Here is a 25,674-nt window from a genome sequence, read left to right as displayed (position 1 = left end):
ATTATCTGGGAAGGGCAGTGGCTGAAATCAGCATAAATACAAGGTCGCCCCATGTCGGCCATCACGTTATGGTATGGCTGGAGCAGATCAGAAAGGCTTCGCTGTCTGAAGTCGATAATTTTGGTGACGAGGGCACGGTCGAGCAGGTCATTAAGGTCTGGGTAAAGCTGTCATTACTCGTTACGCGTCGCCGTCCTGAAATCGCGATTTCCTCCCTTCTCCGGCATGTCTTACCGAATATTGGCTCACTCCCGCTGAAGAATCTGACGCGATTACGACTAAACAGACTATATAACATACTGATTTCAGAGGGTAAAAAGGAAGAGGCGAGGCGCGTATTCGCGTTGACAAAACAGTTTTTATCCTGGGCAGAAATGCAGGGTTATCTTGAGCATTCCCCTGTTGCTTCAATAAAAAAACGTGACATTGCAGGCCGTGCGGCCTCACCGCGCAGTCGACAGTTGTCGGATGCTGAGATTTGGGTGTTCTGGCATGGGCTGGACAACTGGGCGCTTTCTGAACAGGCCCGTTGGGCACTGCGGCTTTGCCTGGTGAGCGCGCGACGACCAGACGAGATCGTTCAGGCTCGTAAAGCAGAATTTAATTTACAGTCAGGGCTGTGGAAACAAGGTACGCGAAACAAATCGCAACGTGAACATACGTTGCCGGTCTCTTCCCTGATGCGCCTGTGTATCGAGTCATTGTTAAAGGCCAGCGATCCTGCTTCGCCCTGGCTGGTACCGGCACCACGCGATGTGATGCAACCGCTGTCAAAAGGTGCGCTTAATCAGGCTCTGCGACGCATGTTGCGCGCACCGCGCGGCCTGGGACTGGAACATTTTACACCACGAGACCTGCGGCGAACGGCACGCTCAAAGTTATCTGCACTGGACACGCCAAACGACGTGGCAAGAAAAATCATGAATCATGCATTAGAAGGGATAGATCGTGTTTACGATACGCACGACTATGTCGTGCAGATGCGCGCTGCACTGGAAAAGTATTCGGAATCATTACAGGTAATTATCAACAGTGATAGTTACCATTTTCTACATCATCGTTATGAAGGTGAAAGGCTGAAATTAGACAGTTCCTCTGTCATGGTCATGAGCCTTTAACGGGACAGTCAGGCTGTTTCCAATAAAAAAGCGGTGTCCTCATCAACACCGCTTAATTATGTCAGATCAGGAAGTCATCGAGAGAACCGCCTGCATCCAGGGCCTTTTTAATAGGCGATGGTGTACGGCCCTGACCTGTCCATGATTTCTTTTCACCGTTTTCGTCGGTATATTGATATTTAGCCGGGCGCGGAGCACGTTTAGCTTTTGTTTTAGTTTCTGTAGGTAAATCCATCAGCTCAGAAATATCGATGCCGTCATTCATCAGCATTTCTTTATATTTAGCCAGCTTGTCTGCTTTTTCACGCAGCAGGGCTTGCTCAGCTTCTTCTTCTTCACGGCGTTCAGCGACAACGACAGAAAGCTTTTCGAGCATCTCATTTAACACATCAAGCTCAATTTCCCGGGCTTGTGCACGTAAAATACGAAGGTTATTTAATGCTTTGAGCGCATCCATTGATTAATCCTTAAATTACAGCGAATATTTTAAACAGAGCCATTCTACGAAAAATATTCCCAGAAGGAAATATCTCTTCAGTCCGAAATGTACAAATTTGTTACTGTAAAGATTATTACTGACTTTCAGAACCTGAGAAACGGCATAAAGTTTAGGAATACATTGATGTTTTAAACATATTTAAACCGCCTCATGCCAATGAAAGGCGAGCAGGTTCTACACAACATGAATTATAGAATCTCTTTTTTAAGTTAAAAAATCAATGAAAATCAAAACCTAATACCTGGCTATCTTGATTTGTCGTCACGTTGTAAACCTGGAATGATGTGATTTGTCTCGTCAGAGAGAAATGATAACGTATAGTTAATAATAGCCACCCTTAAATAAAAGCTGGTCTGAGCGGACGAAATGCCTTACTAAAAAAACCGCTATTGAGGATAACGTTTTGTTATATGTAAACCCTGATTTTGATGCCAGACATCCCTCGAACCTTCCATAACCCGACCGTTGCAGCTGTTGGCTGCTTTGCAAAGATGAGAAACGGCTTTACCCGATCTGAGAAAAATAGCATTCCGGATTTCGCAATTACACAAACTCGATAAAGCAACCTGTAACCTGTGCCAGGCTTCATGCCAGGCTGAACGTTTTCTCTGTCAACCCAACGGCCATAAGTCTGTATTATCTGAACATAAGCGAAGCGTCAATAAGGGCAATAACGTTCACATCACCGTTGTCAATAACAGCCTTTACCCATTTTTTCCATATTGTTTAAACCTGCAGTTCACCTGTCTCAGATAATGACCGCATTATATATAAGGAAAAAAGACATAAGCGAGTGTGAGAAATAATTCTGTTCACACAGGGGTAAAACGGATGGCTCAAAAATATCCAGGCCAGCTAATTTCAGCGTTACGTCACGCGCTCGGGTTCAGAAGTACTGTGCCCGACTTGCGCTAAAACATCTGCATTATCAACAGAATACACACATCGGCTTTTCTGACGCTTTTAAAGATAAATGTTAACAATAACTTGCAATGATAATCTAAATGAGTATATTTCTCATTTGTTTTTACATGTTGTTGTTTTTGTCCTTATTCCTGATGGCCAGCCCGCACGGTAGTTAACTGGGACTGATGCAGGGCAGTGGCAGCTAAAAAAAAGAAAACGAGGCGTTAGAATGTTTCTGAATATCCCCCTCCTGAACAGGGATCGCGTGAAGCCCACTTTTCCTCTGGTTCCCTCACGCTTATCACTTTTGGCAACCCTTGTGGCAGGCGTATCTTCACATAATGCGTTTGCAGAGACGCCATCGGATGTGAATACGAGCAACCCGACGCTTATCGTTACTGCGGCTGAACAGCCGGTTTCCGAAAATACTTCCTCGGACTACAGCGTACCTGTTACCCGCGCGGGCAATAAGTTACTTTCGACCGTGCGCGATATTCCTCAGTCTGTAAGCATCATCAGCGCGCAGCGCATGAAAGACCAACAGCTACAGTCGTTAAATGATGTTCTGGACAACACCACGGCTATTCAGACCAGCACAGCGGATATGGATCGTAAGACCTATTATTCTCGCGGGTTTTTAATCGACAATTACCTGATTGACGGTATTCCTACTGTATTCGAAGAACGCTGGAATTTGGGTGATGCACAGACGGATAGCGCATTATATGAACGCATTGAAGTGGTCAGGGGTGCAAACGGGTTATTGACCGGTGCCGGTAATCCTTCCGCTGCCGTTAATATGGTACGTAAACATGCCGACAGTCATCAGCCAGAAGGCGAGATATCCGCCAGCTATGGCAGCTGGAATAAACAGCGTTACGTTATGGATGTGCAGTCCCCGTTGAATGCTGCAGGAAATGTTCGAGGCAGGGTGATTGCGGGTTATCAGGATAATAATAGCTTTATTGAGCGTTATGGTGCTGAAAAGAAATTTGTTTATGGGGTGATTGATGCCGATCTCAATGACGCCACCACATTATCTGCAGGCTATGAATTTCAGCAGCTGAATACTGACAGCCCAATGTGGGGCGGTTTACCGCGTTGGTACACAGACGGTAGTAAAACCCATTTTCGTCGCGGCTTTAATACCGCCCCTGACTGGACTTACAACGATAAAGAGAGCAGAAAACTTTTTGCCCGGCTCAAACACACTTTTGCAAGTGGATGGCAATGGACCCTTAACGGCACCCATGATCGGTCAACGCTTAACAGCAAAATGATGTATATCGCCGGCTATTTTGACAAAAATACGGGTGCAGGCGTTTCTCCCTATGCGGATTATCCTGTCGTTGCGGGCACGGGATATAATGCAGCCAAACGTCAAGTCGATGCTGTGGATACTTTTGCCAGTGGCCCTTATCAACTCTTCGGGCGCACCCATGAATTAATGGTCGGTGTTAGCTACAGCAAACAAAAAAACACTTACTACGGTACTTTTGCGAATATCTCGCCAGAAGAATTGGGGAATTTTAACCTTTTTGACGGCCAGTTCCCGGAAACGGATTGGGCGGCGCGCACCCTGTCCCAGCAGGATATTACCCGACAAAGCTCGGGCTACCTTGCCACCCGTATTTCACTGGCGGATCCGTTAAATCTGATACTGGGCGCACGTTACACCCGTTGGAGCAAAAATACACTGACCAACGATATGGAAAAAAATAACATCACGCCTTATGCGGGTCTGATTTATGACATTGATGAGAACTGGTCAACGTACGCCAGCTATACTTCCGTGTTTCAACCGCAGTCATATCGTGATCTCTCAGGTGCCTATCTGGCGCCGGTTATTGGTAAGAACTACGAAGCCGGCGTTAAATCTGACTGGTTCGACAGCCGCTTGACCACGTCAGTCTCGGTCTTTCGGGCTGAGCTGGATAATGTGGCACAGACCACCGGTCGCATTATTCCGGGTACCACCGAGTCAGCGTATGAAGGCAAAAATGGCACGGTAAGCCGAGGAATTGAATTCGAAATTAACGGCGCAATCACAGATAACTGGCAGATGACCCTGGGAGGCACGCGTTATATTGCCGAACAGCGTGATGGCACGGCGGTAAAACCCGACTTACCGCGAACGCAGTTAAACGTCTTTACGCGCTACCGTTTACCCATGTTCCCTGATCTGACTGTGGGTGGCGGAGTGAAATGGCAAACGCACGTCTGGAGCGATAATTCGGCACCGGAAGGAAACGGAACGTGGCGTGCTGAGCAGGGCAGCTATGCGTTAGTCAATTTATTTAGCCGCTACCAGGTGACGAAAAATTTTGCTGTTCAGGGGAATATTAATAATCTCTTTGATAAAACCTATGACACGAATGTTGCGGGGGACATCGTTTACGGTGAACCCCGCAACGTCTCTGTGACTGCCAGCTACCGTTTCTGAAGACGCGGACTTTCACCAGTGAGCGCCTCACCCGGGGCGCTTGCTTCCCCTGCTTTTTCCCCTTCGGCCCGGCGCAAATCGCTGATCCATCACGTTTTGACGTAATTGCCAGGCCAGAAAGTCAGGGATTTGCGCTACACTGACCAGCGTTAATCCTCCATTCTGCCGCTATGATAGCGCTGTCTGAGGCAAACTAATTCACCTGGAAGAAGTATGAAAATCAGATTCCTTTCGGCTAATGAGCAAAAACTGGCGGAGGTGCGTGAAATCCTGGAGCCAGTGGGCGTCGAAGTCTTGCCGATCGCTCGTCGTATTGAAGAAATTCAAACAGAGAATGAGCTGGATTTGGTGCGGGACAAACTCACAAAAGCCTTCTCAATTATTGGGCGTCCTCTCTTCGTTGAGCATACCGGACTTTATCTCGATGGGCTGAATGGCCTGCCTGCGGGGCTGACGCGCATATTCTGGAACCGGCTGGATGCCGATCGTTTTGCCTCCCTCGTTAATGGCCTCGATAGCCAGGGCGTCACGGCCAAAACCGTACTGGGCTATTGTGACGGGCGCAAAATGTATCAGTTTTACGGCGAATTACGTGGCACTATTGCCTCAAAACCGGCGGGCCCGCGTGGTTTTCAGTGGGACTGCGTGTTTATTCCTGAAGGCTACGATCAAACCTTCGCTGAGATGGGCGACAAGAAAAATGAAATCTCAAACCGTCGCATTGCACTGGACCGCTTCGCGTCCTTCTTAAAAACAGCACGAGGCGTGGCATGAAACCTGAACTCAAGCGGGCTTATGACTCCGGTAAGCTGATACTCTTTGCCGGTGCAGGCCTGTCCCGCAATCTTGGCCTGCCAGAATGGCATGAGCTCATTGCCCATCTGGCCAACGAGCTGGGGTACGATCCCAAAATTTTTAATACCTATGGTACGCACCTTTCCCTGGCCGAATACTATAAGCAAAAAAAAGGATCGCTAGGGCCGTTGAGAAGCTGGATGGATCGCGAATGGCATCGGCCGGATATTGATGTTCGTAGCTCTGAAATTCACACCATGATCACGCAGGGCAACTTTTCGCGTATCTATACCACCAATTATGACCGCTGGCTGGAAGCGGCACATGAGGCGCACGGTGTGCCTTACTCAAAAGTCGCGAATGCGGCCGATCTGGTGTCATTAACTGAAGACAAGCGCCACATCATTAAACTGCACGGCGACTTTGATGATGATACCTCCATCGTTTTAGATGAAAGCAGTTACTTTGAGCGCCTCTATTTTGATTCGCCGCTGGATATCAAACTGACCCATGATGTCATGGGGAATTCGGTGTTGTTCGTGGGCTACAGCATCAGTGACTTTAATATTCGTCTGCTGTTTTATCGCCTGACCAAAATGTGGGGGCGCACGGGCCTGGCCACTGCGCGCCCCAAGTCGTACCTTTTCACTAACCGCAATAACCCGGTGGCAAAAGAAGTGCTGGGTCAGTGGGGCATTGAAATGATCGTCTCTGAAGAAGACGATCCTCGAAAAGCCCTGGCCGATTTTATGCAAGCGCTTCTGGCGTGATGCGCGGGGCGGGGCTGACCACGTCGTTGTAAAATCTGAACCGCATGTCAGGTTTATCGGGCGTGGTGATTCTTCTCTGGAAAATGCGGATTACTGTGGTATGCTGTATAAATACACAGTACCTGAGGGCAAAACTATGGCTGTTGAGACAAAATTTGTAGTGGTCAGAAAAGGTGAAGAGAAGATGACATTTGCCAACAAAAAAGAGGCTGATGCCTACGACAAAATGCTGGATATGGCGGAAGCGTTCACCGACTGGTTGCTGACTCATCAGGCGGAGATGGATGAATCTCAGGCTGAAACACTCGGCCTGTTGCTGGCAGAACAAAAAGACGCCGTGCAGCACATTCTTCGCACCAGTAAACTGCCTCAGTCAACCTCAGGCGGTAGCGCCCCTGAAGCGACGGATGCTGATCATGCGCCGCAAAGTGACAAGAAAGTCCGCGCCGTCAAAGCCGCCTGACCGGGTTATGCTGGAAGCCTGCTTCCAGCATAACCACTCTCGTTTCCTGTCTTTTATCCGTCAATGACCGACTCAGCGTGGGTCTTTTGATCCTTCTCAGCGAATCAAATGCGTTACGGCAAAAGCATAGTGATGAAGGTATCTGGCCATGCACGTCATGCAAAGTACATAACCATGAAACCAGCCTGATTTGTTTAGCATGAATGGGTTCCCGGTTCAGTTATGCCTGGTTAGAAGAGGGCACAGACTGCCATTTAATCCCCGTCTATATATTGTTTCATATCAATACTATTCAGATCAGTAACGGATTCCTGCGTATTATTATGGCCATGTTCAGGTCAGATCGGTCCGATCGCCTCGGGTCGTCGGATGGGAAATAACTAAAAAAGTGACACTGTCATTTCCGTCGTTACGTGCCTGATGTTTCGCACCCGGTGAGATCTCAATGCCTTGCTGCGCCTGCAGGAGATGCACGATGCCCTCAATTTCCATCGTCAGCTCTCCCTCTAAAACAAAAAAGAACTGGCGAGACTGAACGTGAAAGTGTCGGGTTTCAGCAGTCGCAGGCGGCATATGTTCATGAATAATGCTTAAATCCTGGCGTTTCAGCAGATGCCAACCATCACAGTTATTTCCCCAAACATAATGTTCTGCGTTGTCTTTCGAAATCATAAATCCTCTTTTTGCCCGCAACGGATAATGTGAGCCGATTCTGGCTTTGATTCATCTTATTAAAGTTAAATTCTGGCGCGCCGATAGTTATTCCAGGGACATGAAAGATTGTATCTGACAGGGTGGTCAATTTAGCCGGTGTATTCCAGGGGAATCAATATGACCACTCAACCCATTAAAAAAACCATGAGTACCCGCACGCAGATGCTTCTTGCGGGCGGCCTGACGATTACGCTTGGGTTTACCGTGACGATTGGTGTTCTGAGCTGAAATTCGGATAATGAATTAACTTATTGATTTAATTAATTTTAAATTTCTTCTGCAAAATCCCAGCAAAACTCTTCTGCAAAACTGGCCACTAAATAGCCACAACCTTCCAATCCTTACCGCGATCATTATTGTATTCATCTGTCATTTTGCTGCTCTTGTGGCCCAGCAGTGTTTGCGTATCCACTCCCTGTGCACGATATAACCGTTCTGACAAGGAGCGCTGCTCGTGAAATGTGGGCGGGGTGCCGTCATTCCAGCTTAAATCCGTCCGACTGCGTGCCGTTTTGAAACCCATGGTGATGGTATCAGTGGCGAGCGGTCCTCCACGTTCACTACCTGCTATGCTGTGGTGATGATGTAAAAGCCATGGGCTAAGTATCGAATCCCTGCACTCTGCTATCACATCCCTCAGGGACATTCCCAGCGAAGCGCAATTGAGAGAGAGTGGGATCGCAACCTTGGCGCCAGTTTTTATTTGTTCGATATGTAAGGCGTCATCCCATATATCAGCAAATTTCATTTTCGCGATATCACCCAGCCGCTGACCAGTGACAAGAGCCAGAAGCATTGAACGTGAGTTCCAGGGTTGCATTTTGACGGCCTCGGCATAAATCATTTTCCACTCATCAAATGAAAGCCTCTGGCGAGTGACTTTAGCCCGTGGTTTTTTGGTGGCCAGTGCAGGGTTGAAGCCCGGAGGCACTTCGCCAGCGTGTTGGGCCTCTTTGAAAACATCAACTAAAACCGTTCGCGTCATCTGCGCCATTCGCGGAACGCCGCGCGCGGTGAGTGAGTCGATAATTGCTGCCACGTCACGCGTACCCGTTTCCGCAAGGGGCTTTATACCCAAATGCTCAACCAGTAATTTCAGGGCGGACTCGCGGCCTTTGACCGTGCTTTCCTTGATTTCCCCCGAAGCAATTTTTTCGGCCTGGATCGTTTTATAGCGAGTAACCCAGCTTTGGGTTGTTATGCTCTGATTAACCCCGCGTGCAATTTCCTCCCTGGCACGCAGTAAATTTGCCAATTGATTTTCGGTAAGACGCCTGTTGGCCTCGGCGGCAATCTCCTTTGCCGCCTCCTCATCAGTACCCAGACCGTGAAACTTTCCTGTGACCGGGTGCTTATAGCGCCAGTAAACGCGCTTCGTTCTGGCATCCGTGAAACACGACAGCCCAGGAATAGTTACGTTGTATTTACGTGGACGAGCCATCTTCCAGAATCCTTTTCAGCCTTTTGTCATCTGATTTTTTTACCACTGGTTTGGTGGTGAGTCCGATAAAACGGGCGTTACGCTCGACGCGCCAGCAACGGCCGGCCTTCACTGGCTGCGGCGATATCATGCCATTCTTGGCATATCGCAGGAGAGAGGGCAGGCTCGGCACCGGGTCGTCAAATTCTTCCTTAGCCCAGTCCTGGAGTTTTATTGTCCGGCTCATTTTGCCTCCTTACGGGCGAGAGTTGAACGCGTAATGCCCGCCGCGCTGGGATAACCCTCCGCTATGAATTCTGCCAGCGTCAGGCCAAAACCGGCCGCGCAACGTTCACAGGTTTCCAACTTTGGGGAATTGGTTTTCATCGCATCCTGAAGCGTCGATTTTGAAATGGCAGCCTGTTCTGAAAACTGACTCAGATAGAGCCCGCGGCGGCGGCACAGCTTGCGCACCGCAAGACTTAGTGAAAACTTTGCTTTCATTTCGCACCTTCCTTTAAAAATAAAATCCAGTGAGTTTTGTCACCTTTGCCGGTGCGCTGCCAGATGGTTGGCTTTTGCTCCGTGAGCGCTAATACGTGGCTGACAGGTATCTGCGTTTCGTTCCATTTAAATATCAGTGTGCCGTGTGGCCGCAACACGCGAAACGCTTCGCTGAAACCGGCACGAATGTCCTCGCGCCATGTTTCCTTATTAAGCGCTCCATATTTCTTACGCATCCAACCGTTCTCACCAGCGCGCGCAAGGTGAGGTGGATCAAATACAACCTGCGCAAAACAATCATCAGGGAAAGGCAGTGAGCGGAAATCAGCGATGATATCCGGGGCAATGTGTAAAGCCCTGCTGTCGCACAGCACATGCGATTCCTGACGAATGTCGGCGAAGATGGCGCGGCTGTCGTTTTTATCAAACCAGAACATTTTTGATCCACAGCACATATCAAGGATTGGTTGTTCCATTAATCCCTCCCTCGTCCGGCTTTACGCTCGATTTCTTCCAACAGTATTTTTGCCATGCAGTGCACGATATTTTCACGCGGCCAGAATTCCATGAGGCGCTTAAGGTGCCGAGGATCCCGCGCTAACTGATCGTTGTGTGCGATCATTACTTCGGTGGCGGTGACGTGTCTCATTGCTTTATCTCCGCTTTGGCTAAGGCGCTGTTAAGCACCTGCATAAATTCTTTACGGGGTGACGTACGCCACTCCCAGATTTTTTCGTCACGCTGAATCCAGTTGGCGGGCGAGGCCACAAAGCTGGCCGCCTCAGCCAGCACAGCGCTGCGCTGCTGCTCTTTTTCGAATGCTTCCAACAGGAGTGTCAAAAGCTCCGCCTGTGGCGCTGGCAGACTTTCCAGCAGATTTCGCGCGCTTTGCTTTAGGTGACTTACGTTCGTCATTGGCTTTAACCTCAATCACTTTTACTGGTACCGGACGCGGGGCATTTATGCCGTTACGGATGTTGGCGCGGCGGCGCATTCCCCATACGATCAGCGCAGTGTGATCGCATCCATCGTCGGGCTTAAAACGCCTGGCAAATTTAAGGCCGCTGAATTCGTTGCTCATGTCTGTTTCCTTAACCGGCCCCGAAGGGCCGACGAGTTATGCGGCGTATTCGGGTTTCATGTCGGCCAGGGTGACGCTGTACTGTTCTTCCAGTTCGGCGCCCAGATGGCGCTTGCTGGTTGTGTAAAGGCGTTCCAGCGCGGCGAATGCGTCACTGGCACCATCAGCGCCAGGTTTCGGCAATTCGTTTATTGCCTGATTGAGTTTTTCGATAGCGGTTAACTGGTGGTACCGGGCAACGGCGCGATTTTTTAATTCGACAAACAGCGCGGTACCGAGGCTGGATTTTGCTTTATCGATTTCACCGCGCAGGGTCTGAACGACTGCCGGATCATCTGCGTTGATGATGGCCTGACGAAATTTTTCGGCTATGTCCGCCGTGTTGGTCGTGGGCTGGGTGTCGGCCTGCACTGGCTCTGCTGCGGCATTTTCCGATGATGCTGCCGAAGTAAGCCCGGCCAGATTTACGCGTGATTCCGGCGCGTCGAATACTTCACGCTCCTGTCGTTCTTCCGTTTCGTCAGGCGTGTACACCCCTAAAATCACATCAGGGCAGTAGAGACGCGCCCAGCGCTTAGTTGCGAGGTAGGCCAGTTGCTGGCGTGGATCGCTAGCCCACAATGTTGAGTTGCGCACCTGCGCCTGTGACAGCAATATAGTCAGTTCGCGGGGCTCGTTTTCATTTTTGAGCGTCGCCCAGACCTTTACCCCAATGCCAGCCTCATCTTTCAGACTCCAGGCCGGAGCAATATATTTGTTGCCCTTGGAACTGGTCTTTTCTTCAAAGCGGCCAATGACGTTTTCCCACGGGCCAAACCAATCGAAGTGAAGCCGGTCTTTTGTTGGCGACATGGTATTGATCACAGCGTTGACCAGTTGAGCCTCATAGCCCAGGGTGCCGCTGACAATATGGGTTTTCTGAGCGACGGCGAACGGGTCAAGGCCCCAGCGCGCGGCCTGCATGACAACTGCCATGCACGCTTCTGGTTTGCCCCTGAAATGTGACGGCACAAACTCCCCACTGGCCGCCATGACGGTGGCAAGAGACTGCATGCGGTTAAATAAATCACCGTTGGTCAGAATCGAAATGTTATCGATTTTCTGATTCTTATTTTCTGAGGCTACGATTTCGGTAGTCATAATCTGGTTTCCTTAAACGGGGCGCAGCATTTCAAGACGGCGCAAATCAAAATCATTCAGTTCATCGGTGTAATCGTCGGTAATCGGCGCAGGCCAGATACCGGTGTCATACGCGCGGGCGATAGCTGACATGGTGCGGTGATATTCAAGCGAGCCCAGTTCAAGCAAATCCTGTGACGCCTCAATAACCGCTACCCAGTGGTAGCCAGGGTCTTTGTTGACGAATATCCAGAAGAACTGATCGAAGCCAGCAACCTCGGAATACATCGCCGCGCTGAGGTGGTAATCGCGTTCTGTGATTTCGCGGTGCAGGCGGGCGCGTAGGTAGTCCTGCTTGATCCGGCCCATGCTGGTGGTTTTCAGGTCAGCAGCAATGCGCATACCGTCGATTTCCAGTTCAATATCCGGACGTACGCGCACCTCTAAACCGGTTTCGTCATCCATACCGAAGTAACTCACCTCGTTAACACGTGACGGGTGGTTAAGCAGGTTGGATACGGACGGGTGCGCATAAACGGCGTTGTTTAGTGCCTGTAAGAGCGTGAAATCCGTATCACCGACAATCCATTTCCCCTCAGCGCCTTTGCGCCAGTTCTCGCTAAACTCATCAGCGAAAATTGCGTCAGGCTTGATTTCACGAACCACAGCAGCCAGCGCATCTTTGCTGCCGCTGACGTTGTAGGGCTGCTTTTTGGCGCGTTCTTCTGCGACAAAATCAGGCGCAATGATGGCAAGCTGATCTAACAAGCTATCGCGGCTGCCAGTGGTTTTGAGTGGCTGCGGTAACGTGGCGTTAAACTCCTTGATGCAGGCTTTCATAGCCGCCGCCGTATGCTTTTCCGTTTCCGGGATGCGGCGGAATTCGTCAGGCAGGTTCTGATAAAGCGTTGCCGTTTCTTCTGCGTTGGCGCTCAGTGATAAAGGCGCAGGCAGCTTTTCGTTATGTGCCTCAATCATTTTTTTAATTGCATCGGGATCCACCAGTGCCGGTAACGCGGCGTTGTAATCCTCGATGATTTTTTTCATTTCGCTGGTGGTGGAAATGGCCCCTTCTGGCAGCCCAGGGTAAACAACAAAATCCTCAGCGAATTTTTCTGGCTCCAGCGTCAGGGCGTGCAGTTCGGTACCGAAACGCAGCGGCTTTGTTTCTTCGCGCTGTATGGTTTTTTCAACGTGGCGACCGTGGAAATACATCAGGCTGATCCGCGCATCTTTAACCATGCTGCTGCTGATACCGCTGGCGGCGTGGTAAGCCTCGTTAGGGATGTTTTCATAACGGCCAGGCTCAAACACGGCGGGGAAAGCTTCAGCCACATCAGCGACTTCCGGCACCACTTCCGTTTTTTCACCCTGATTTGAGGCGGTTTCTGCTGGCACTTCTGTTACCGGTTCTGTCACTGGCGCAGGCGTTTCCACCTGCGGCGCGGCGGTTTCACCCAGCAGGGCAGTAACATCGAATATGCCGTTACCCATATTTTTAATAGGCTCGTCAGCCACTGGCGCCGCCGTTGTTGCAGGTACAGACTCTGGCTCGGGTGTACTGGCTTTAGTCGTACTGTGAGCAGCAGCAAGCGTTTGCTGTGAAGGGTTGGCATGGTCTGTTTCAGCCAGAGTTGAATTGATGTAGTACTGCAATTCGCCCGGGATATGGTGAATGTTTTCAGGCGCAGAGCGGATAAGCGCAAAGACAGCCGCACGTGAATTATCAAGGATGCCTGGCGTGTTGCTCAGGGCGCGATTCCATGCCGCCCAGGTCTCATGACGTTCGGCGACCATTTCCTTAGCCCTGCGGAAAATCGGCGTAGGGATTTCGTAAATGTCGAAATCAGACGGGAACAGGGCGCAGGCAATTTCGATACCCAGCGTTTGCAGGGTATGTTCATAGTCCGGATTGCGATCAGTTTTGATACCGCCGCCCGCGGTGGCGCCGCTGGCGGTTTTCTCTGTCACAGTGGTGGTTGCCACGGTTTGAGATTTGCCAGCGATACGGGCAGCCCATTTCGCCGTAACGTCACTGCGGCGACTGTGATTACCCTGGGCGCGGGCCGAGGCATCATTGTGCGCGTCCAGCCATTCGCCAGTGAATTTCAGCAGGTCAGAAACCTGCGGAACGGCGGTACCGGGCATCCACACGGATTTAGCCGCTTCAACCCATTCTGCAACCGTTAACCGGTAGGCGTGCTGCAACTGCATCACTTGGGTATTGCGCGCCACCAGTAGCAGGTTTTGCGGGTAAGATTCGTCGGTATCCATCGCGAGCGCAGTTACCGTGGCTAAATCCTCTCTGGTGTATTCGCGTTGGGTACCAAAAATCCATGCGCCGATAACAGCCTGTTCAACGGTCAAATCTTCAAGGGAAATAATGCCGGCCTGCGTGGTTTCAGTCTCAACGACAGGATCAACCGTTGCTGGTGCAGCGGGTTCAACCGCGGTTGAGCCTTCGACGCCGGGAATTTTTTCCCAGTTCATTTTGTCGCTGGCAAGCTGGTAGCGCTCACACCAGGCGGAATCAAGCACACCCTCTGGCGGCAGATCGTCAACCACATGGAAATTGGTCACGGCAGGAGAAAAGAAATCTTCCTCACTGAGTCCGGCATCTTCCATAGCGTTGGCTGCATCACGAATGACGCGGTTTTCACTGGCGCGCGTCTCCCAGAAAACGTGATCTTTCTGGCCTGCTTTTTTCTTGGCGCGCAGGTATACGAAGAAAGGTTTAAGTGCAGTCATGGCCGGTTCCTCAGTGTCTTACAGCGGCAGAGATAATTGCGGACATAACGACAGCAGCCGGATTTTCATCAGAGGCGATTTGAACTGCGTCAACGTCCAGGTTAGTTCTCCAGGCGAACAGGGTGCGAAGGGCGCAGGTAGGGTAATGCTCATTACTTATACGGCCAGCAGAATTGAAAGCTGTTGCGCTGTCATCGATTTTATTAATGCTGATATAACCAATGATTTCACCGGCAGCAGAAATACAGTCAATACGCTGTTCATCTGAATAAAAAACACAGCTAGGTTTTATTCCGACTGCAAAGTTAAGACACATAATTCATTTTCCTTTTCTGATTTCAGAATGTGGATTTCCCTGACGCATGCGCCACGGGATATATTTGTGCTGAGATTTAGTTAACCTGCGGTTGCCCGCGTTTATTTAAAACGACTTCAATTTTTTCACTGGTAATACGGACACTTTCAAAAACAGACCGTGCATAAAGCCCTTTATCGACGTTGGCAGACGCCAGCCATGATTTACCGTTGTGACGGATCAGCGTGCCCGGAAGCACATCACGGCGGGGCAATAAAGCGGTACCGTACATGGTGATCTCCTTACCCTAACTCGCTTGTTGTGGTGCGATTAAAAATTACAAGATAGTTTGTTTCGTGTAAACAATAAAAATTGTAAAAACAGGCGTTGAAAACCTACTTTCTTGTTTTTGAAAGGTATTTATTTTTGTATTTTCTTGTTGGATGGGCGAAAAAAAACCGACCCATTAGAGTCGGTTTGTTTGTAACTATCAGCGTCTGTGGTTTTTTCTGCTTATTCGGTGCTCAACCATTGTACCAATTATGCTCAACTTGCCTGTTTCTGAACGTAAAGTCGGGAAGTCGTCATTTAAGGGAACTAACTCGTAAATATCGTTTCCGTGCGAGTCCACCCCGGTTGGCCTGAATTTTTTAAAAACTGTCTGGTTCTTTATGCCATCAAGAGCAACGACAAAATCACCGGGTACAGGATAAACCTCTGGATCCACGATAATTTTATCCCCAGCATTGAATTTTGGTGCCATCGAATCACCTTCGATTATCAATGCAAATGCGTTGTTTGATACGTCATCATCAACAAGCAGGTAACTCATTCCGCCGTCATAACTCCGGTATTCCTGGCTTTCTGTCCATAACCCCGCTTGAACGTAGCTGAGGATCGGGATGCGCTTACTTCCTAATTCAGCGGGGGCAACGTTCGTGCCTAATTTGGTACCAGTTATTAACCAATCAATTTCGCAACCTAGCGCTCTCGCCAGTTCAGGCAGGTAGCGCGGTCTTTTAGTTTTCCCGTTCTCCAACTGCTCGATAGCTTGCTGGGACGTACCCACTCTTTCAGCAAGCTCAGCTTGAGTTAGCCCTAACTCGCTTCGCTTAGATTGGACGCGTTTCGCGATAGTTGTCATCAGAACACCTCATTCATGGGAACGGGATGTTTACAAGAAAAGCTGTATTTGACAAACAAGGTAACTTGTAATTAATATACAAGAAAATTTGTCAAGGGAGGCTGTATGCAAACAATCTCGGATCGCCTCAAACAAAGACGAATGGAGCTAAACCTTACCCAAACTGAACTAGCAGTTAAGGCAGGGGTTAAACAGCAGTCTATCCAACAGATTGAAGCTGGTTTAACAAAGCGCCCACGTTTTCTGTTTGAAATAGCAAATGCACTTCAATGTGATGCAAGTTGGCTTCAATACGGCACCAATCAAAATAGTGCGGCGTAGTTATATTTCTGGCCTCACTGAATCATTAATCAATGTCGGCATGCATTCGCATGACGCCCAATTCATAAAGGAATTATCAATCATGGAGTCTGCAAATAAACGCAAAAAAGCAAAGCGTATTGAAAGCCAGTTATTAAGCCGTCTTGCAGTTAATGGACAGGGAAAATTTGCCCGGTTTATTGGCATGGATGACGCGGCAGTAACGCGCATGAAGTATGCGATTGGAAATCAGAAGCACAGTTTTTTTGAATTAATGAGTCTGGCGCTAGTTTTCATGGAAATCCATTTTCCAGAATCACAACTGGAGGAGCGCTTAGAAAGGTTAGAGCGGCTTTTTGGACGAAAAAAATCCCCGGCTGCCACCGAGGATTCTTCTCAAATCACAATTGATTTTTAGTATCAACAAGCAGAGGTGAGTATGCCAGGAATTACTGGTTATGTAAACAGTGAAAGGGGGAAGCCGTGACTACTGCCAAACTCTTTGACTTCAACACCGCGCGCCAGCGCAGGAGCAACCGGATGGAGAACCAGAAACACGGATTCATCCCGTTGTACCGTAGCATTCTCAAAAAGCCGTGGGCCAAAGATGTTTATCTCAGAACGCTATGGGATAACCTGCTTTTTGCTGCCCAGAGACAGCCATACACGGCCCGATTTAAAGGGCGCGAATGGCATCTGAGTGCCGGACAATTGGTGACGACCGCAGCGGATTTAGGGCTGGGATTATGTGATCGCAATGGTCAGCCGGTCAGCAGGGATGCAGTCGTGCGAATGCTCAAAGTTTTCGAGCGTGAAGGCATGATTTCCATGGAAGGCGAGAAGCAAAAAGGCACTGTGATAACCATCACGAATTACGCTGAATATGCTCAAAAAACAGACGATTTACCCGCACATGAAGCCGCACATACAGCCGCACATGACAAAGCCAGTAACGGCGCGGGTTCGGAGGGTATGGCCGCACATGAAGCCGCACAAACACCCGCACAACATGAACAACAATATATAAACAACAATATTAAAAGATCTTCGTTTGAGAATTCTGACGAATCCCCAAACTCACCCTATGAAAATGATTTTCCTGTTAAGCCAGATACAGCGATCAGCTCACCCAAAGGCAACAAGTGGGGCTCACATGACGACCTGTATTGCGCCGAGTGGATCGCGGGCCTTGTCGCGTCAATCCGTCCGGCAGTGCGCAAGCCAAATCTCACAACCTGGGCCAATGACGTTCGCCTGATGCGTGAAATTGACGGGCGCACACACCGCGAGATATGCGAACTGTTCAAATGGGCAAGCCGTGACGCGTTCTGGTGCTCAAACATTCTTTCGCCGGCCAAACTGCGCGCTAAGTGGGACACGCTCAGTCTCCAGCGTGACGCCACGCCACGAAGGGCCGCAGCGCCAGCGCTGGACTACAACAACACCGACTGGATCCACGGGGTGATCGAATGAAAAGCATTGCTGAACAGATGGTTAACCTTGACCGTGAAAATATGAAACGTGTTGCTAACGGTCTGGCGGAAATACAGGACGATGCGCCGCAGCAGGCAGAGCAGGTTGCCGAAATTTTTAACACGCTCTTTGGTCAGTTGCGTGCGGCTTTCCCGGCTGCCATGGCAAATCTGCGCACCCAGGAGGAATTAAACGAATTCCGGCGCCAGTGGCTTTTGTCATTCCGCGAGAACGGGATCACCACAATGGCACAGGTCAACGCTGGCATGCGGGCAGCCCGTAAACAGGAAAAACCCTTCCTGCCGTCGCCTGGTCAGTTCGTCGCGTGGTGCCGTGATGGCAAAGGCGCATTAGGGATCACCGCCGCTGAGGTGCTTAAAGAATTCTGGCACTGGCGCAGGACGGTTTTCCGGTACCCAACCAGCGAACAATATCCGTGGACACAGGCGGTTATGTATCACATCTGCCTGGAATTACGGCGCCGCAGCAATGACCGCCAGCTTACCGAACCTGAACTGCTGGCCGAGGCTAAAAAGCTGATTCAGTACTGGGATGACCGCGTTACTGAGGGCAAGCCAGTGCCACCCGTTCGCAAGGCTTTATCAGCGCCAGCACAGGACAGCGGCCCAACGCCTGCCGAAATCCTCAAGGCTGAGTATCTTCGCCGAAAAGGGATGGTGTGATATGGCTCAAATGCATCTGGTTAAAACCTCTGCCACAACCATGATGGTGGCCAACGCCGAAGCCGCCGAAGTGCTGGCGCGCATCAAAACCGGTGCCTGGCTGAGTTGCGACGTGCGTCAGGCGCGTAATTACAATTTCCACAAACGCTTTTTTGCGCTGCTGAATCTGGGCTTCGAATACTGGACACCCACGGCTGGCGCTGTGTCGGAATCCGAAAAATCGTTACTGCGCCAGTACGTCGATTACCTCAGTACGCTGACCGGCCAGCAAAGCGTGTTAAGTGAAACCCTGGACGAATTCCTGTCGCGCACAGGTGCCGATCGCGCTGAGGGTGTGGCGCTGGTTAAGTCGTTCGAAGCATTCCGTAAATGGGCGGTTATGACAGCCGGATTTTACGACGAATATATTTTGCCCGATGGCACTCAGCGCCGCGAAGCCAAATCAATTTCGTTCGCCAACATGAAAGAGCACGAATTTCAGGAGGTTTACAAAGCGGTTCTTAATGTCCTCTGGTATCAGATCCTGTTTCGTAAATTCGACAGCCAGCAGGCAGCAGAGAACGCCGCCGCGCAGCTACAGGAGTTTGCCGCATGACAAATATCCGCAAGGAAGCGCGTGGCCGCAATTGCATGGTGAGAATTCCTGGCATATGTAATCACAATCCTGAAACCACAGTACTGGCGCATTATCGCCTGTCCGATTCATGCGGTACCGGAATCAAACCGCCAGACACACAAGGCGCTTTCGCATGTAACGCCTGTCACGATGCCATAGACGGCAGAATTAAAACTGATTTTACCCGCGATGAACTCCGCCTGTATCACGCAGAAGGCGTTCTTCGCACACAGCAATTGCTTATCGATGAGCAGTTAATATTTTCATAATAATTATCTGGGGTGAGGCTATGCGTGATATTCAACAGGTTCTTGAGCGCTGGGGGGCGTGGGCAGCGGCTGACAGCAGTGGTGTGGACTGGAAACCTATTGCTGCTGGCTTTAAAGGACTCATACCACAAGGAATAAAATCCAAACCTCAATGTGATGATGATGAAGGGATCAAGGTAGACGGATGCGTAGCAAGATTGCGCAAGTTTAAGACGGAAGAATATGAACTGGTTATTGCACATTTTGTGATAGGAATTTCATTGCGCAAGATAGCAAAAAAAAGAAAGTGTTCGGATGGTACAATAAGAAAGGAGTTGCAAACGGCTATGGGGTTCATCAATGGATGCCTTGCTATGTTATGTGAACCGTAAAGAAACGACATTGAACATGTAGATTTTTCTTATGCTACATGTTCTTAGAAAACTGCTTGAACTCACGCCAAGTGAATATGAAGTTTTTGAATGAAATTAACAAGCAATAAATTCCAACAACAAGGAAAAGTTGAGAGAGTGCTATGTTTTTCTTATTTTCAGAAAAAGGAAGGGTTAATTTAAGAGTGTCAGGAAGGAATAAAATAAATACAAAAATCGCACAAACAAGTAACAACCAGCCCATAGTTGAGTGCATCCTATTCAGCATTAGTGGTAAATACCCCGTTAGAGTCGTATTTCGGACTAAAGTATTTGATTTTGATGATGAAATTAATGTAATGGAAGCCATGACAAAACCAAACATAATCCCTGCAAAAGTGGATATAGCAGATGCGATAGGTTGAATTTGACTATAGGTCAGATTTTCAACAAGTTTCCATGAAAAAACACATATCAGTATTGATACGGGATGGATTATCCAATTATTGTATTTCTTCCACCACAGTTTGATTTTACTCATCTTCCTGCTATCACCTGTTGTCCCGGATTACCAAAGTATGCAGCTAACTCATCTTCTTTACTAGTCTTCGCTTCATCGAGAGCATTCCATATGTCCTCACCTAAAGGATAGCGACCTATCATTTGAAGGTCAGCATGAAAGTTTAATTTTTCTGATACTAAATCAATAGGATGCTCAATTCCTGTGACTGTGTTTTTAGTTTCAAGTTGAAGTTTTTCAACCTCGAAAGTTTCAAGAGTTTCTGTTAATGCTCTTTTTATTGTAGAGCCCAGATAGCGCTCATCTGGTGCTTGAGATCTTGCATCTCCTCTCAGCGTAAGATTTACTTTGGCTGAGTTTGTACCATTCAAAGTAGCTACAATAGCATTGTTAAAATCATGCTGAGTTGGCTGGAAAAGCTGAACATTTCTAGGTCTTGCTATAGCTATTTCTAGTGTTTTAATACGGACTTCGTCCCGCATCAACCATTCTAGGCTAGTTGGTTCAATAATTGGATTGATTGATGTGGTTTGGGAACTATTGGAAAGATATTTACCAAGGTGTAGCCAGTTATAACAATACCTATTCCTCTGTATTACAAGAATGTTATTTGAAACGTAAAATTTGAAATAGGCTTTTTCGAGAAGATTTTCGTTTGCATTTAGAGTTATTTCTCGCTCACCCCCTCCAGCAATAGCGGCATGTGGCAAATCGTTTTCCCTATGCTTGCCAATTATGCCTCTAAAACCCTCTGGTGTTTCTTCGATCAAACGCATTTCCGTAATTTTGTTACCAACACGCTTGACTGTGTCTTGAGGCCGGTTTTGGTATTGGTTGAAAAATTGGGTAAAAACATCTTCCGGTGTGAGTGGGCGGTGTTCATTGCCACTTATGGTGGTGCATTGATAAAAATCGAAATTAAATCTTTTCGTAGCCATGTGCTGATATCCCAGAGAGGAAAGAAATAAAATTTTTAAGTCAATATACAAGATTCTCTAATGCGTACGCAAAAAGTATCGTAATCTGCTAAGGGTGGTCACTACGCCACACAGCTTACAAGCCTCGCCTCTGTGCGGGGTTTTTTTATTTCCTTTCCCGCTACTCACAGCTTCCGTCAACCCACGGAGGTATTCACATGGGCAAAACTATGCCAGACAAAATAGCGTCAACCCTGTCTTACGGTACATCTGGCGGGTTAATTGTAGGCGGCTGGGGCGGCTGGTTTGAATGGTTCCACGGTCTTGACTGGAACTTTATCGGCTTATCCAGCGGCGTGCTGCTGGGTATCGCAACATTCGCAGTCAACGTTTATTACAAACGTCGCGATGATGCCCGCAAAGAGGCGTCTCACCAGTTTGATATTGAGCAGGATCGTTTACGCACAGAGGCAATCCAGAATCTGGCGCAGCGGTCATCGAAATTAACTTCCAGCGATGCGCCAGCAGTAATCGCCGCGCTTAACACAACGATCAAAAGCGTGGACGGTAAAAATGGCGATTTCACCCAGGCTTAAAAAGACCCTGAGCGCGGCAATGGTGGCCCTGATAGCTGGTGGCGCATCCGCTCCTGTACTGATGGATCAGTTTCAGCAGGAGAAAGAGGGCGGCCGTTTAATTGCTTACGCTGACAATGGCGGCATCTGGACGATATGCGGCGGCGTGACGCGCGTAAATGGTAAGCCGGTTGTAAAGGGCATGCGCCTGACCGCTGACCAGTGCCGCGCTATCGACAGAGCAGAACAGGCCAAAGCGTTAGCCTGGGTAGATAAAAACGTACACGTTCCACTGACCGAACCGCAGAAGGTTGGCATAGCGTCATTCTGTCCGTGGAACATCGGCCCCGGTAAATGCCTGCCATCGACGTTCTTCCGGAAACTGAACGCAGGCGATCGCCAGGGAGCATGTGCAGAGATAAAGCGCTGGATATTCGACGGCGGGAAAGACTGCCGCATTCGCTCTAATAGCTGTTACGGGCAAGTTATCCGCCGTGACCAGGAATCAGAGCTCACATGTTGGGGGCTGGATAAATGACGTGGCTTAAAGCGAATGTGAGCCTGGTAATGGCAATTCTGTTGGTGGTGCTAATAGCTGGCCTGATACTCGCCACCAGCCATTATCGAAACAGCGCTGTGAAGTTTAAAGAGCAGCGCGACGGCTGGAAAACACAGGCAGAGCAGCAGCAGGAGACAATTAACGATATGCAGCGTCGCCAGCGTTCAGTTGCTGCGCTTGATGCCCAATACACAAAGGAACTTAACGATGCTAAAGCAACTATCAATCAGCTTAAGCTTGATGTTGATTCTGGCAAGCGCAGGTTGCAACTCAATGCCACCTGTAAGCCAGCCGCGACAGACGCCACCAGCGCCACCAGCATGGCTGATGCTTCCATCCCCAGACTTACAGACTCCGCTCAACGGGATTATTTCACCCTCAGAGATAGAATCGAAACAGCAGGGAAGCAGATAGCAGGATTGCAGCAGTACATCAAAGAGCAGTGCTATCCCTAGAAAAGAAATTAAAATCGTTTATCATGTAAGAGCTACTTATCATTTAAAGGGACTTTATGAAAAACTTACCTGTTGGCAAAATTGGCGTAGGCATAACGGTTTTCTATTTTATTGGCTTAGGTTTCGCAATTCATTACTATGCACTTAATCAGTTTAAATCCTACAACGAGTTAGGCGACTTCTTGGCAGGGGCTTTCTCGCCAGTTGCTTTTTTGTGGTTGGTGCTGGGTTTTTTTCAACAACAAAAAGAATTACAACTGAATACTCAAGCACTCCAGATGCAGGCAACAGAGCTGCAAAACTCAGTAGAGCAATATAAGAAAATGGTAGATATAGCCCAAATCCAATTGGATTCTGAATTGACTAAAAATCAAGCTGAGAAATTAATCCTTGAGAATAAAACTAAGCCATCCATTAAACTGAAAGAATTGAGGTGGAGCCAAAATAAATTTTCATTTTTCACCTATCAACCAGAACTAATGAGTGATGGACGTGAGGCTAAAAATGTATCGATAGAATTTGTAGGGGGTTTTGGTAATTATAAAACAATAAATTATGATAGTGTTAATAAGAATCTTTTGCTTGAGAAGAACGATATATATCCGGACTCCTTACCAAAAGAAGTTGTGGTGATTATAACTCGTACAAGTAGCATTGGAAAAACCTATATAGATCAATATAAGTATTTCGACATGTTATCTGGGGTCTATCAAAGTTGTGAACACACAGAATTAACTAAATAAATATTTCTTTTACAAGTTTTTGAATGAGGTTTTTAATGGTTAGTTTATGGACGGCGATATTGGTAGCTCTGGTTCCTGCGGCTTCTGCTTTGTTAGCCGCTTTTATGACAAATAAAGCTACTGAGAGAAGATTAGAAATTCAAGCTTCAATTGATAAAAGCAAAGAGCTTGGGAAGATAAAGTTAGTCAAGGCTGAGGAGGCTTATTCGCAAATCATATTGTATAGACGTAATATGTTTAACACTCATGTTGATTGGGTGCGTTTCTCAAGAGAAGAGATTAATTCTGAGGGGCTTCTAGAAAATGCGAAAAAGGGAGCTGAAAAGGTCGATACGGTTAAGATTAGTACTATTCTTGGCCTTTATTTTCCAAGCCTATATGAAGAGTTTGAAGAAAGTCGTGACTTACTTTCTCCAGCAAATCAATGTTATTTCAATATGACTTCAGGGCGAGATGTTGACCCTCAAGAAAAGAAAAAATACGCAAATATTATACTCGACACTAACGAAATATTTGAAAAAGCTATTGATAATATTTTGCTGAAAATTAGTAAGCAGGTTAACGAGTTACATACACTTTAGTATGCCCTCACTCAAGATCGCTTTCACTGAATTGATTCAGTGATAGAGTTTGACCCCGCAATCCTTCGCGCGCGTCTTTTAGCGCACGTGCGCGCGGTTAAAGAGGGAAATGCGGTTATCGTTTTTTCTGAAAAAATCACGGCACCATAAATTCAGGAAAACCAAAAAAACGGGCGTTTTGATTTTTTTTGAGGCTATAAGTTTTCAGGAAGGTTTACCGAGCTTTGATGCTCTTGGTGTCATGACTCAAGTTTGCTTACAAATGATATGATGCTTAGAAAGACAAGCGAGGATTAGAAAATGCACTCATTTCCTGAGCTGATAGAAAGATGTACCTTTTTTGCTTTGCATGTCATAGGTGAAGCAGAACAGTTAGCTTCTGATGAACTCGATAAAAGCGGAGCAACGCAGCATGTAGTTAAGCTTAAGATGCTACAACTACAGAAGGTGGTTATTGCAGTTGGTATGTTCTCAATCTTCGAGTCTCATTTGCAGCAAAGCTTGGGGTGTACCGATGGTTTCATAAAAGCTAAAAGTATTTTAAAAAGTACCAATAATAAGGAGCTTTTGCTGAGGTTTGATTATTTTTGCTGCGCAATCAATGTGTTAAAGCATGGTCGTGGAAAATCTTACGATAGGTTATTAGCCAGTAAACATTGTTTGCCGTTTCAAGTGAAGGATCAGGGGGAAAGTTTTTTTGATGAGGGTGATGTGTCAGAGGTCATGACGCTCATCAAAGTGGACGATGTTTTTTTAGATGATTGTGCAAAGATAATTCGTAAAGTAAATGAAGCAGTTTCGTCATTTTTATCCAAAGAATTGGTATAAGCACAGTAATTGTACTCCTTACAAAAGGCTTTTACTTTTAGGAATTAAAATGAAAAAATTAATTGGCGTTTTGTTAGCCATGGCGCTGGCCGGTTGCCAGGCGCATTCAGTAAGCGGCCCACCTGCTCCAACTTATGCATCTACGCATCCAGCAACAACACAGTCTTACTTGCATAGCGCCACCAGTGCTATCCAGTCGCGGTTTTATGATGTGGATACTTACAAAGGGCGTGAATGTAATTTGCGGCTACACCAGTTGAACGGTCAGATGCCAGATTCGGTTAAGTCAGAGGGTGGTGATGAGCAGCTTTGTGAAGCAGCGGTTGCAGCTACAAAGCAAGCCATCAATATGGGGCTTTACCCATACAAGCCAACCGACAAAAAACAAATTATGCCTGACGATATATCCTTCAAATTTCGACCCCAGTAATTACTGTCAACACAGACCCGCTTCGGCGGGTTTTTTTATGTCTGAAAAACGAGGTGAACCGATGGAACAAAACAAACCTAACAGCGGCCGCGGTCGCCCACGTAAAGCAAAGATCGAAACTCCTGGTGCTGATGAGAACAACAGCCTGCCGACAATTCAGGAGCAGGTGAGTCAAATCGTCACTAGCACAGCGCCAGCGCCGCACAGTGAAGCAATGGCAGAGCAGGTAGCGGTTGAAGCTGAAAAGGGGAACGTAGTTAACACGCACCACGCAGCGAAACCAAAGATTGGCGATAAGTGGGCAGGCATGGTTCTGACTAAGCACGGCTGGGCGGTCATCGATTCAGAGGAGTAAT

The 25,674-nt window shown here is 48.0% G+C and carries 35 protein-coding genes and 1 pseudogene; 21 read left to right on the top strand and 15 right to left on the bottom strand.

What is annotated here, in order from left to right:
- The first annotated feature begins 17 nt into the window (after positions 1-17).
- Positions 18-1,118: a tyrosine-type recombinase/integrase gene (locus tag P9J57_RS20865; protein WP_028716049.1), complete on the top strand. Its 1,101-nt coding sequence runs from the start codon at positions 18-20 to the stop codon at positions 1,116-1,118.
- Positions 1,119-1,179: 61 nt separating this feature from the next.
- Here P9J57_RS20865 and P9J57_RS20860 read toward each other — a convergent pair whose 3' ends face one another.
- Positions 1,180-1,575, bottom strand: a complete 396-nt coding sequence (locus tag P9J57_RS20860) for an H-NS family histone-like protein (protein ID WP_013028069.1) — start codon at positions 1,573-1,575, stop codon at positions 1,180-1,182.
- Positions 1,576-2,752: 1,177 nt separating this feature from the next.
- On the opposite strand from P9J57_RS20860, the gene fhuE reads away from it, so the two are divergent.
- The 4 genes from fhuE (at position 2,753) to P9J57_RS20840 (ending at position 6,994) form a co-directional block, all read left to right on the top strand.
- Positions 2,753-4,966: a ferric-rhodotorulic acid/ferric-coprogen receptor FhuE gene (fhuE, locus tag P9J57_RS20855; protein WP_028716048.1), complete on the top strand. Its 2,214-nt coding sequence runs from the start codon at positions 2,753-2,755 to the stop codon at positions 4,964-4,966.
- A 213-nt stretch (positions 4,967-5,179) separates the two neighbouring features.
- On the top strand, positions 5,180-5,740 hold the full coding sequence (locus P9J57_RS20850; RefSeq protein ID WP_013027794.1) for a non-canonical purine NTP pyrophosphatase: 561 nt from the start codon (positions 5,180-5,182) through the stop codon (positions 5,738-5,740).
- A complete protein-coding gene (locus tag P9J57_RS20845; protein ID WP_013027795.1) occupies positions 5,737-6,531 on the top strand; it encodes an SIR2 family protein in 795 nt (264 codons plus the stop codon). The genes P9J57_RS20850 and P9J57_RS20845 overlap by 4 nt, the downstream gene beginning before the upstream one ends.
- Positions 6,532-6,667: 136 nt before the next feature.
- Entirely contained in the window at positions 6,668-6,994 is a 327-nt protein-coding gene (locus P9J57_RS20840; RefSeq protein WP_014333057.1) for a YebG family protein, read from the top strand.
- A gap of 333 nt (positions 6,995-7,327) precedes the next feature.
- Here P9J57_RS20840 and P9J57_RS20835 read toward each other — a convergent pair whose 3' ends face one another.
- The gene (locus P9J57_RS20835; RefSeq protein WP_019105854.1) at positions 7,328-7,666 is read right to left on the bottom strand and encodes a cupin domain-containing protein; all 339 of its coding nucleotides are present in this window, start codon (positions 7,664-7,666) and stop codon (positions 7,328-7,330) included.
- A 159-nt stretch (positions 7,667-7,825) separates the two neighbouring features.
- Between P9J57_RS20835 and P9J57_RS20830 the strand changes: the two are divergent.
- Positions 7,826-7,933: pseudogene (locus tag P9J57_RS20830) on the top strand (chemotaxis protein); the annotation flags it as partial.
- A 91-nt stretch (positions 7,934-8,024) separates the two neighbouring features.
- Here the strand turns inward: P9J57_RS20830 and P9J57_RS20825 are convergent.
- From P9J57_RS20825 to P9J57_RS20775, 11 genes are all read right to left on the bottom strand, one after another.
- Complete coding sequence (locus P9J57_RS20825) at positions 8,025-9,149, bottom strand: phage integrase Arm DNA-binding domain-containing protein (RefSeq protein ID WP_455944296.1); 1,125 nt, start codon at positions 9,147-9,149, stop codon at positions 8,025-8,027.
- A complete protein-coding gene (locus P9J57_RS20820) occupies positions 9,133-9,375 on the bottom strand; it encodes an excisionase (protein ID WP_455944298.1) in 243 nt (80 codons plus the stop codon). The genes P9J57_RS20825 and P9J57_RS20820 overlap by 17 nt, the downstream gene beginning before the upstream one ends.
- A complete protein-coding gene (locus P9J57_RS20815) occupies positions 9,372-9,632 on the bottom strand; it encodes a hypothetical protein (RefSeq protein WP_483279546.1) in 261 nt (86 codons plus the stop codon). Before P9J57_RS20815 ends, P9J57_RS20820 begins: the two co-directional genes overlap by 4 nt.
- Positions 9,629-10,108: a class I SAM-dependent methyltransferase gene (locus P9J57_RS20810; RefSeq protein ID WP_483279545.1), complete on the bottom strand. Its 480-nt coding sequence runs from the start codon at positions 10,106-10,108 to the stop codon at positions 9,629-9,631. The genes P9J57_RS20815 and P9J57_RS20810 overlap by 4 nt, the downstream gene beginning before the upstream one ends.
- Positions 10,109-10,277: 169 nt before the next feature.
- The gene (locus P9J57_RS20805; RefSeq protein WP_483279544.1) at positions 10,278-10,424 is read right to left on the bottom strand and encodes a hypothetical protein; all 147 of its coding nucleotides are present in this window, start codon (positions 10,422-10,424) and stop codon (positions 10,278-10,280) included.
- Entirely contained in the window at positions 10,414-10,713 is a 300-nt protein-coding gene (locus tag P9J57_RS20800; protein ID WP_483279543.1) for a hypothetical protein, read from the bottom strand. The genes P9J57_RS20805 and P9J57_RS20800 overlap by 11 nt, the downstream gene beginning before the upstream one ends.
- A 36-nt stretch (positions 10,714-10,749) precedes the next feature.
- Positions 10,750-11,853 carry a RecT family recombinase gene (locus P9J57_RS20795; protein ID WP_028722570.1) on the bottom strand — a complete coding sequence of 368 codons (1,104 nt, stop codon included), beginning with the start codon at positions 11,851-11,853 and terminating at the stop codon, positions 10,750-10,752.
- Positions 11,854-11,865: 12 nt separating this feature from the next.
- Positions 11,866-14,580, bottom strand: coding sequence for a RecE family exodeoxyribonuclease (locus P9J57_RS20790; RefSeq protein ID WP_028722569.1), 2,715 nt, complete (start codon positions 14,578-14,580; stop codon positions 11,866-11,868).
- A gap of 10 nt (positions 14,581-14,590) precedes the next feature.
- Positions 14,591-14,896: a hypothetical protein gene (locus P9J57_RS20785; RefSeq protein ID WP_483279542.1), complete on the bottom strand. Its 306-nt coding sequence runs from the start codon at positions 14,894-14,896 to the stop codon at positions 14,591-14,593.
- Between the two features lie 76 nt (positions 14,897-14,972).
- The gene (locus tag P9J57_RS20780) at positions 14,973-15,167 is read right to left on the bottom strand and encodes a hypothetical protein (RefSeq protein WP_028722567.1); all 195 of its coding nucleotides are present in this window, start codon (positions 15,165-15,167) and stop codon (positions 14,973-14,975) included.
- A gap of 198 nt (positions 15,168-15,365) precedes the next feature.
- Complete coding sequence (locus P9J57_RS20775) at positions 15,366-16,019, bottom strand: LexA family protein (protein WP_033777952.1); 654 nt, start codon at positions 16,017-16,019, stop codon at positions 15,366-15,368.
- A 105-nt stretch (positions 16,020-16,124) separates the two neighbouring features.
- On the opposite strand from P9J57_RS20775, the gene P9J57_RS20770 reads away from it, so the two are divergent.
- The 7 genes from P9J57_RS20770 to P9J57_RS20740 all read left to right on the top strand — a co-directional run bounded on the left by P9J57_RS20770 (position 16,125) and on the right by P9J57_RS20740 (position 19,731).
- Positions 16,125-16,340 carry a helix-turn-helix domain-containing protein gene (locus P9J57_RS20770; protein ID WP_028722565.1) on the top strand — a complete coding sequence of 72 codons (216 nt, stop codon included), beginning with the start codon at positions 16,125-16,127 and terminating at the stop codon, positions 16,338-16,340.
- Between the two features lie 82 nt (positions 16,341-16,422).
- Positions 16,423-16,737: a CII family transcriptional regulator gene (locus tag P9J57_RS20765; protein WP_022623021.1), complete on the top strand. Its 315-nt coding sequence runs from the start codon at positions 16,423-16,425 to the stop codon at positions 16,735-16,737.
- Positions 16,738-16,859: 122 nt separating this feature from the next.
- Positions 16,860-17,792, top strand: a complete 933-nt coding sequence (locus P9J57_RS20760) for a replication protein (protein ID WP_264271999.1) — start codon at positions 16,860-16,862, stop codon at positions 17,790-17,792.
- On the top strand, positions 17,789-18,475 hold the full coding sequence (locus P9J57_RS20755; RefSeq protein ID WP_105088774.1) for a replication protein P: 687 nt from the start codon (positions 17,789-17,791) through the stop codon (positions 18,473-18,475). The genes P9J57_RS20760 and P9J57_RS20755 overlap by 4 nt, the downstream gene beginning before the upstream one ends.
- Before the next feature lies 1 nt (position 18,476).
- On the top strand, positions 18,477-19,070 hold the full coding sequence (locus P9J57_RS20750) for a DUF1367 family protein (RefSeq protein WP_264271954.1): 594 nt from the start codon (positions 18,477-18,479) through the stop codon (positions 19,068-19,070).
- Complete coding sequence (locus P9J57_RS20745) at positions 19,067-19,360, top strand: DUF1364 domain-containing protein (protein ID WP_264271955.1); 294 nt, start codon at positions 19,067-19,069, stop codon at positions 19,358-19,360. The genes P9J57_RS20750 and P9J57_RS20745 overlap by 4 nt, the downstream gene beginning before the upstream one ends.
- 20 nt (positions 19,361-19,380) lie before the next feature.
- Positions 19,381-19,731 carry an antiterminator Q family protein gene (locus P9J57_RS20740; protein WP_264271956.1) on the top strand — a complete coding sequence of 117 codons (351 nt, stop codon included), beginning with the start codon at positions 19,381-19,383 and terminating at the stop codon, positions 19,729-19,731.
- A gap of 34 nt (positions 19,732-19,765) precedes the next feature.
- Here the strand turns inward: P9J57_RS20740 and P9J57_RS20735 are convergent, their stop codons facing one another.
- Both P9J57_RS20735 and P9J57_RS20730 read right to left on the bottom strand, forming a co-directional pair.
- The gene (locus tag P9J57_RS20735) at positions 19,766-20,251 is read right to left on the bottom strand and encodes a hypothetical protein (protein ID WP_264271957.1); all 486 of its coding nucleotides are present in this window, start codon (positions 20,249-20,251) and stop codon (positions 19,766-19,768) included.
- Positions 20,248-21,168, bottom strand: coding sequence for a DUF6731 family protein (locus tag P9J57_RS20730; RefSeq protein ID WP_264271958.1), 921 nt, complete (start codon positions 21,166-21,168; stop codon positions 20,248-20,250). The genes P9J57_RS20735 and P9J57_RS20730 overlap by 4 nt, the downstream gene beginning before the upstream one ends.
- A gap of 197 nt (positions 21,169-21,365) precedes the next feature.
- Here P9J57_RS20730 and P9J57_RS20725 point away from each other — a divergent pair, with 197 nt between their 5' ends.
- From P9J57_RS20725 to P9J57_RS20690, 8 genes are all read left to right on the top strand, one after another.
- Positions 21,366-21,743 (top strand): phage holin, encoded by a 378-nt coding sequence (locus P9J57_RS20725; protein WP_181901422.1) that lies wholly within the window; start codon positions 21,366-21,368, stop codon positions 21,741-21,743.
- The gene (locus P9J57_RS20720; RefSeq protein ID WP_483279541.1) at positions 21,721-22,260 is read left to right on the top strand and encodes a lysozyme; all 540 of its coding nucleotides are present in this window, start codon (positions 21,721-21,723) and stop codon (positions 22,258-22,260) included. The genes P9J57_RS20725 and P9J57_RS20720 overlap by 23 nt, the downstream gene beginning before the upstream one ends.
- Positions 22,261-22,289: 29 nt before the next feature.
- Positions 22,290-22,736 (top strand): lysis protein, encoded by a 447-nt coding sequence (locus P9J57_RS20715; protein WP_483279540.1) that lies wholly within the window; start codon positions 22,290-22,292, stop codon positions 22,734-22,736.
- 56 nt (positions 22,737-22,792) lie between these two features.
- Positions 22,793-23,479, top strand: a complete 687-nt coding sequence (locus P9J57_RS20710; RefSeq protein WP_483279539.1) for a hypothetical protein — start codon at positions 22,793-22,795, stop codon at positions 23,477-23,479.
- Between the two features lie 35 nt (positions 23,480-23,514).
- A complete protein-coding gene (locus tag P9J57_RS20705) occupies positions 23,515-24,060 on the top strand; it encodes a hypothetical protein (protein ID WP_483279538.1) in 546 nt (181 codons plus the stop codon).
- Between the two features lie 300 nt (positions 24,061-24,360).
- A complete protein-coding gene (locus tag P9J57_RS20700; RefSeq protein WP_483279537.1) occupies positions 24,361-24,888 on the top strand; it encodes a hypothetical protein in 528 nt (175 codons plus the stop codon).
- Positions 24,889-24,937: 49 nt separating this feature from the next.
- Positions 24,938-25,318, top strand: coding sequence for a cell envelope integrity TolA C-terminal domain-containing protein (locus P9J57_RS20695; RefSeq protein ID WP_483279536.1), 381 nt, complete (start codon positions 24,938-24,940; stop codon positions 25,316-25,318).
- A gap of 37 nt (positions 25,319-25,355) precedes the next feature.
- Positions 25,356-25,673 carry a hypothetical protein gene (locus P9J57_RS20690; RefSeq protein ID WP_264271963.1) on the top strand — a complete coding sequence of 106 codons (318 nt, stop codon included), beginning with the start codon at positions 25,356-25,358 and terminating at the stop codon, positions 25,671-25,673.
- The last annotated feature ends 1 nt before the right edge of the window (position 25,674 follow it).

The sequence above is a fragment of the Pantoea sp. nfd-35 genome (assembly GCF_056892255.1).
This window is presented reverse-complemented; position numbering and strand designations above follow the sequence as displayed.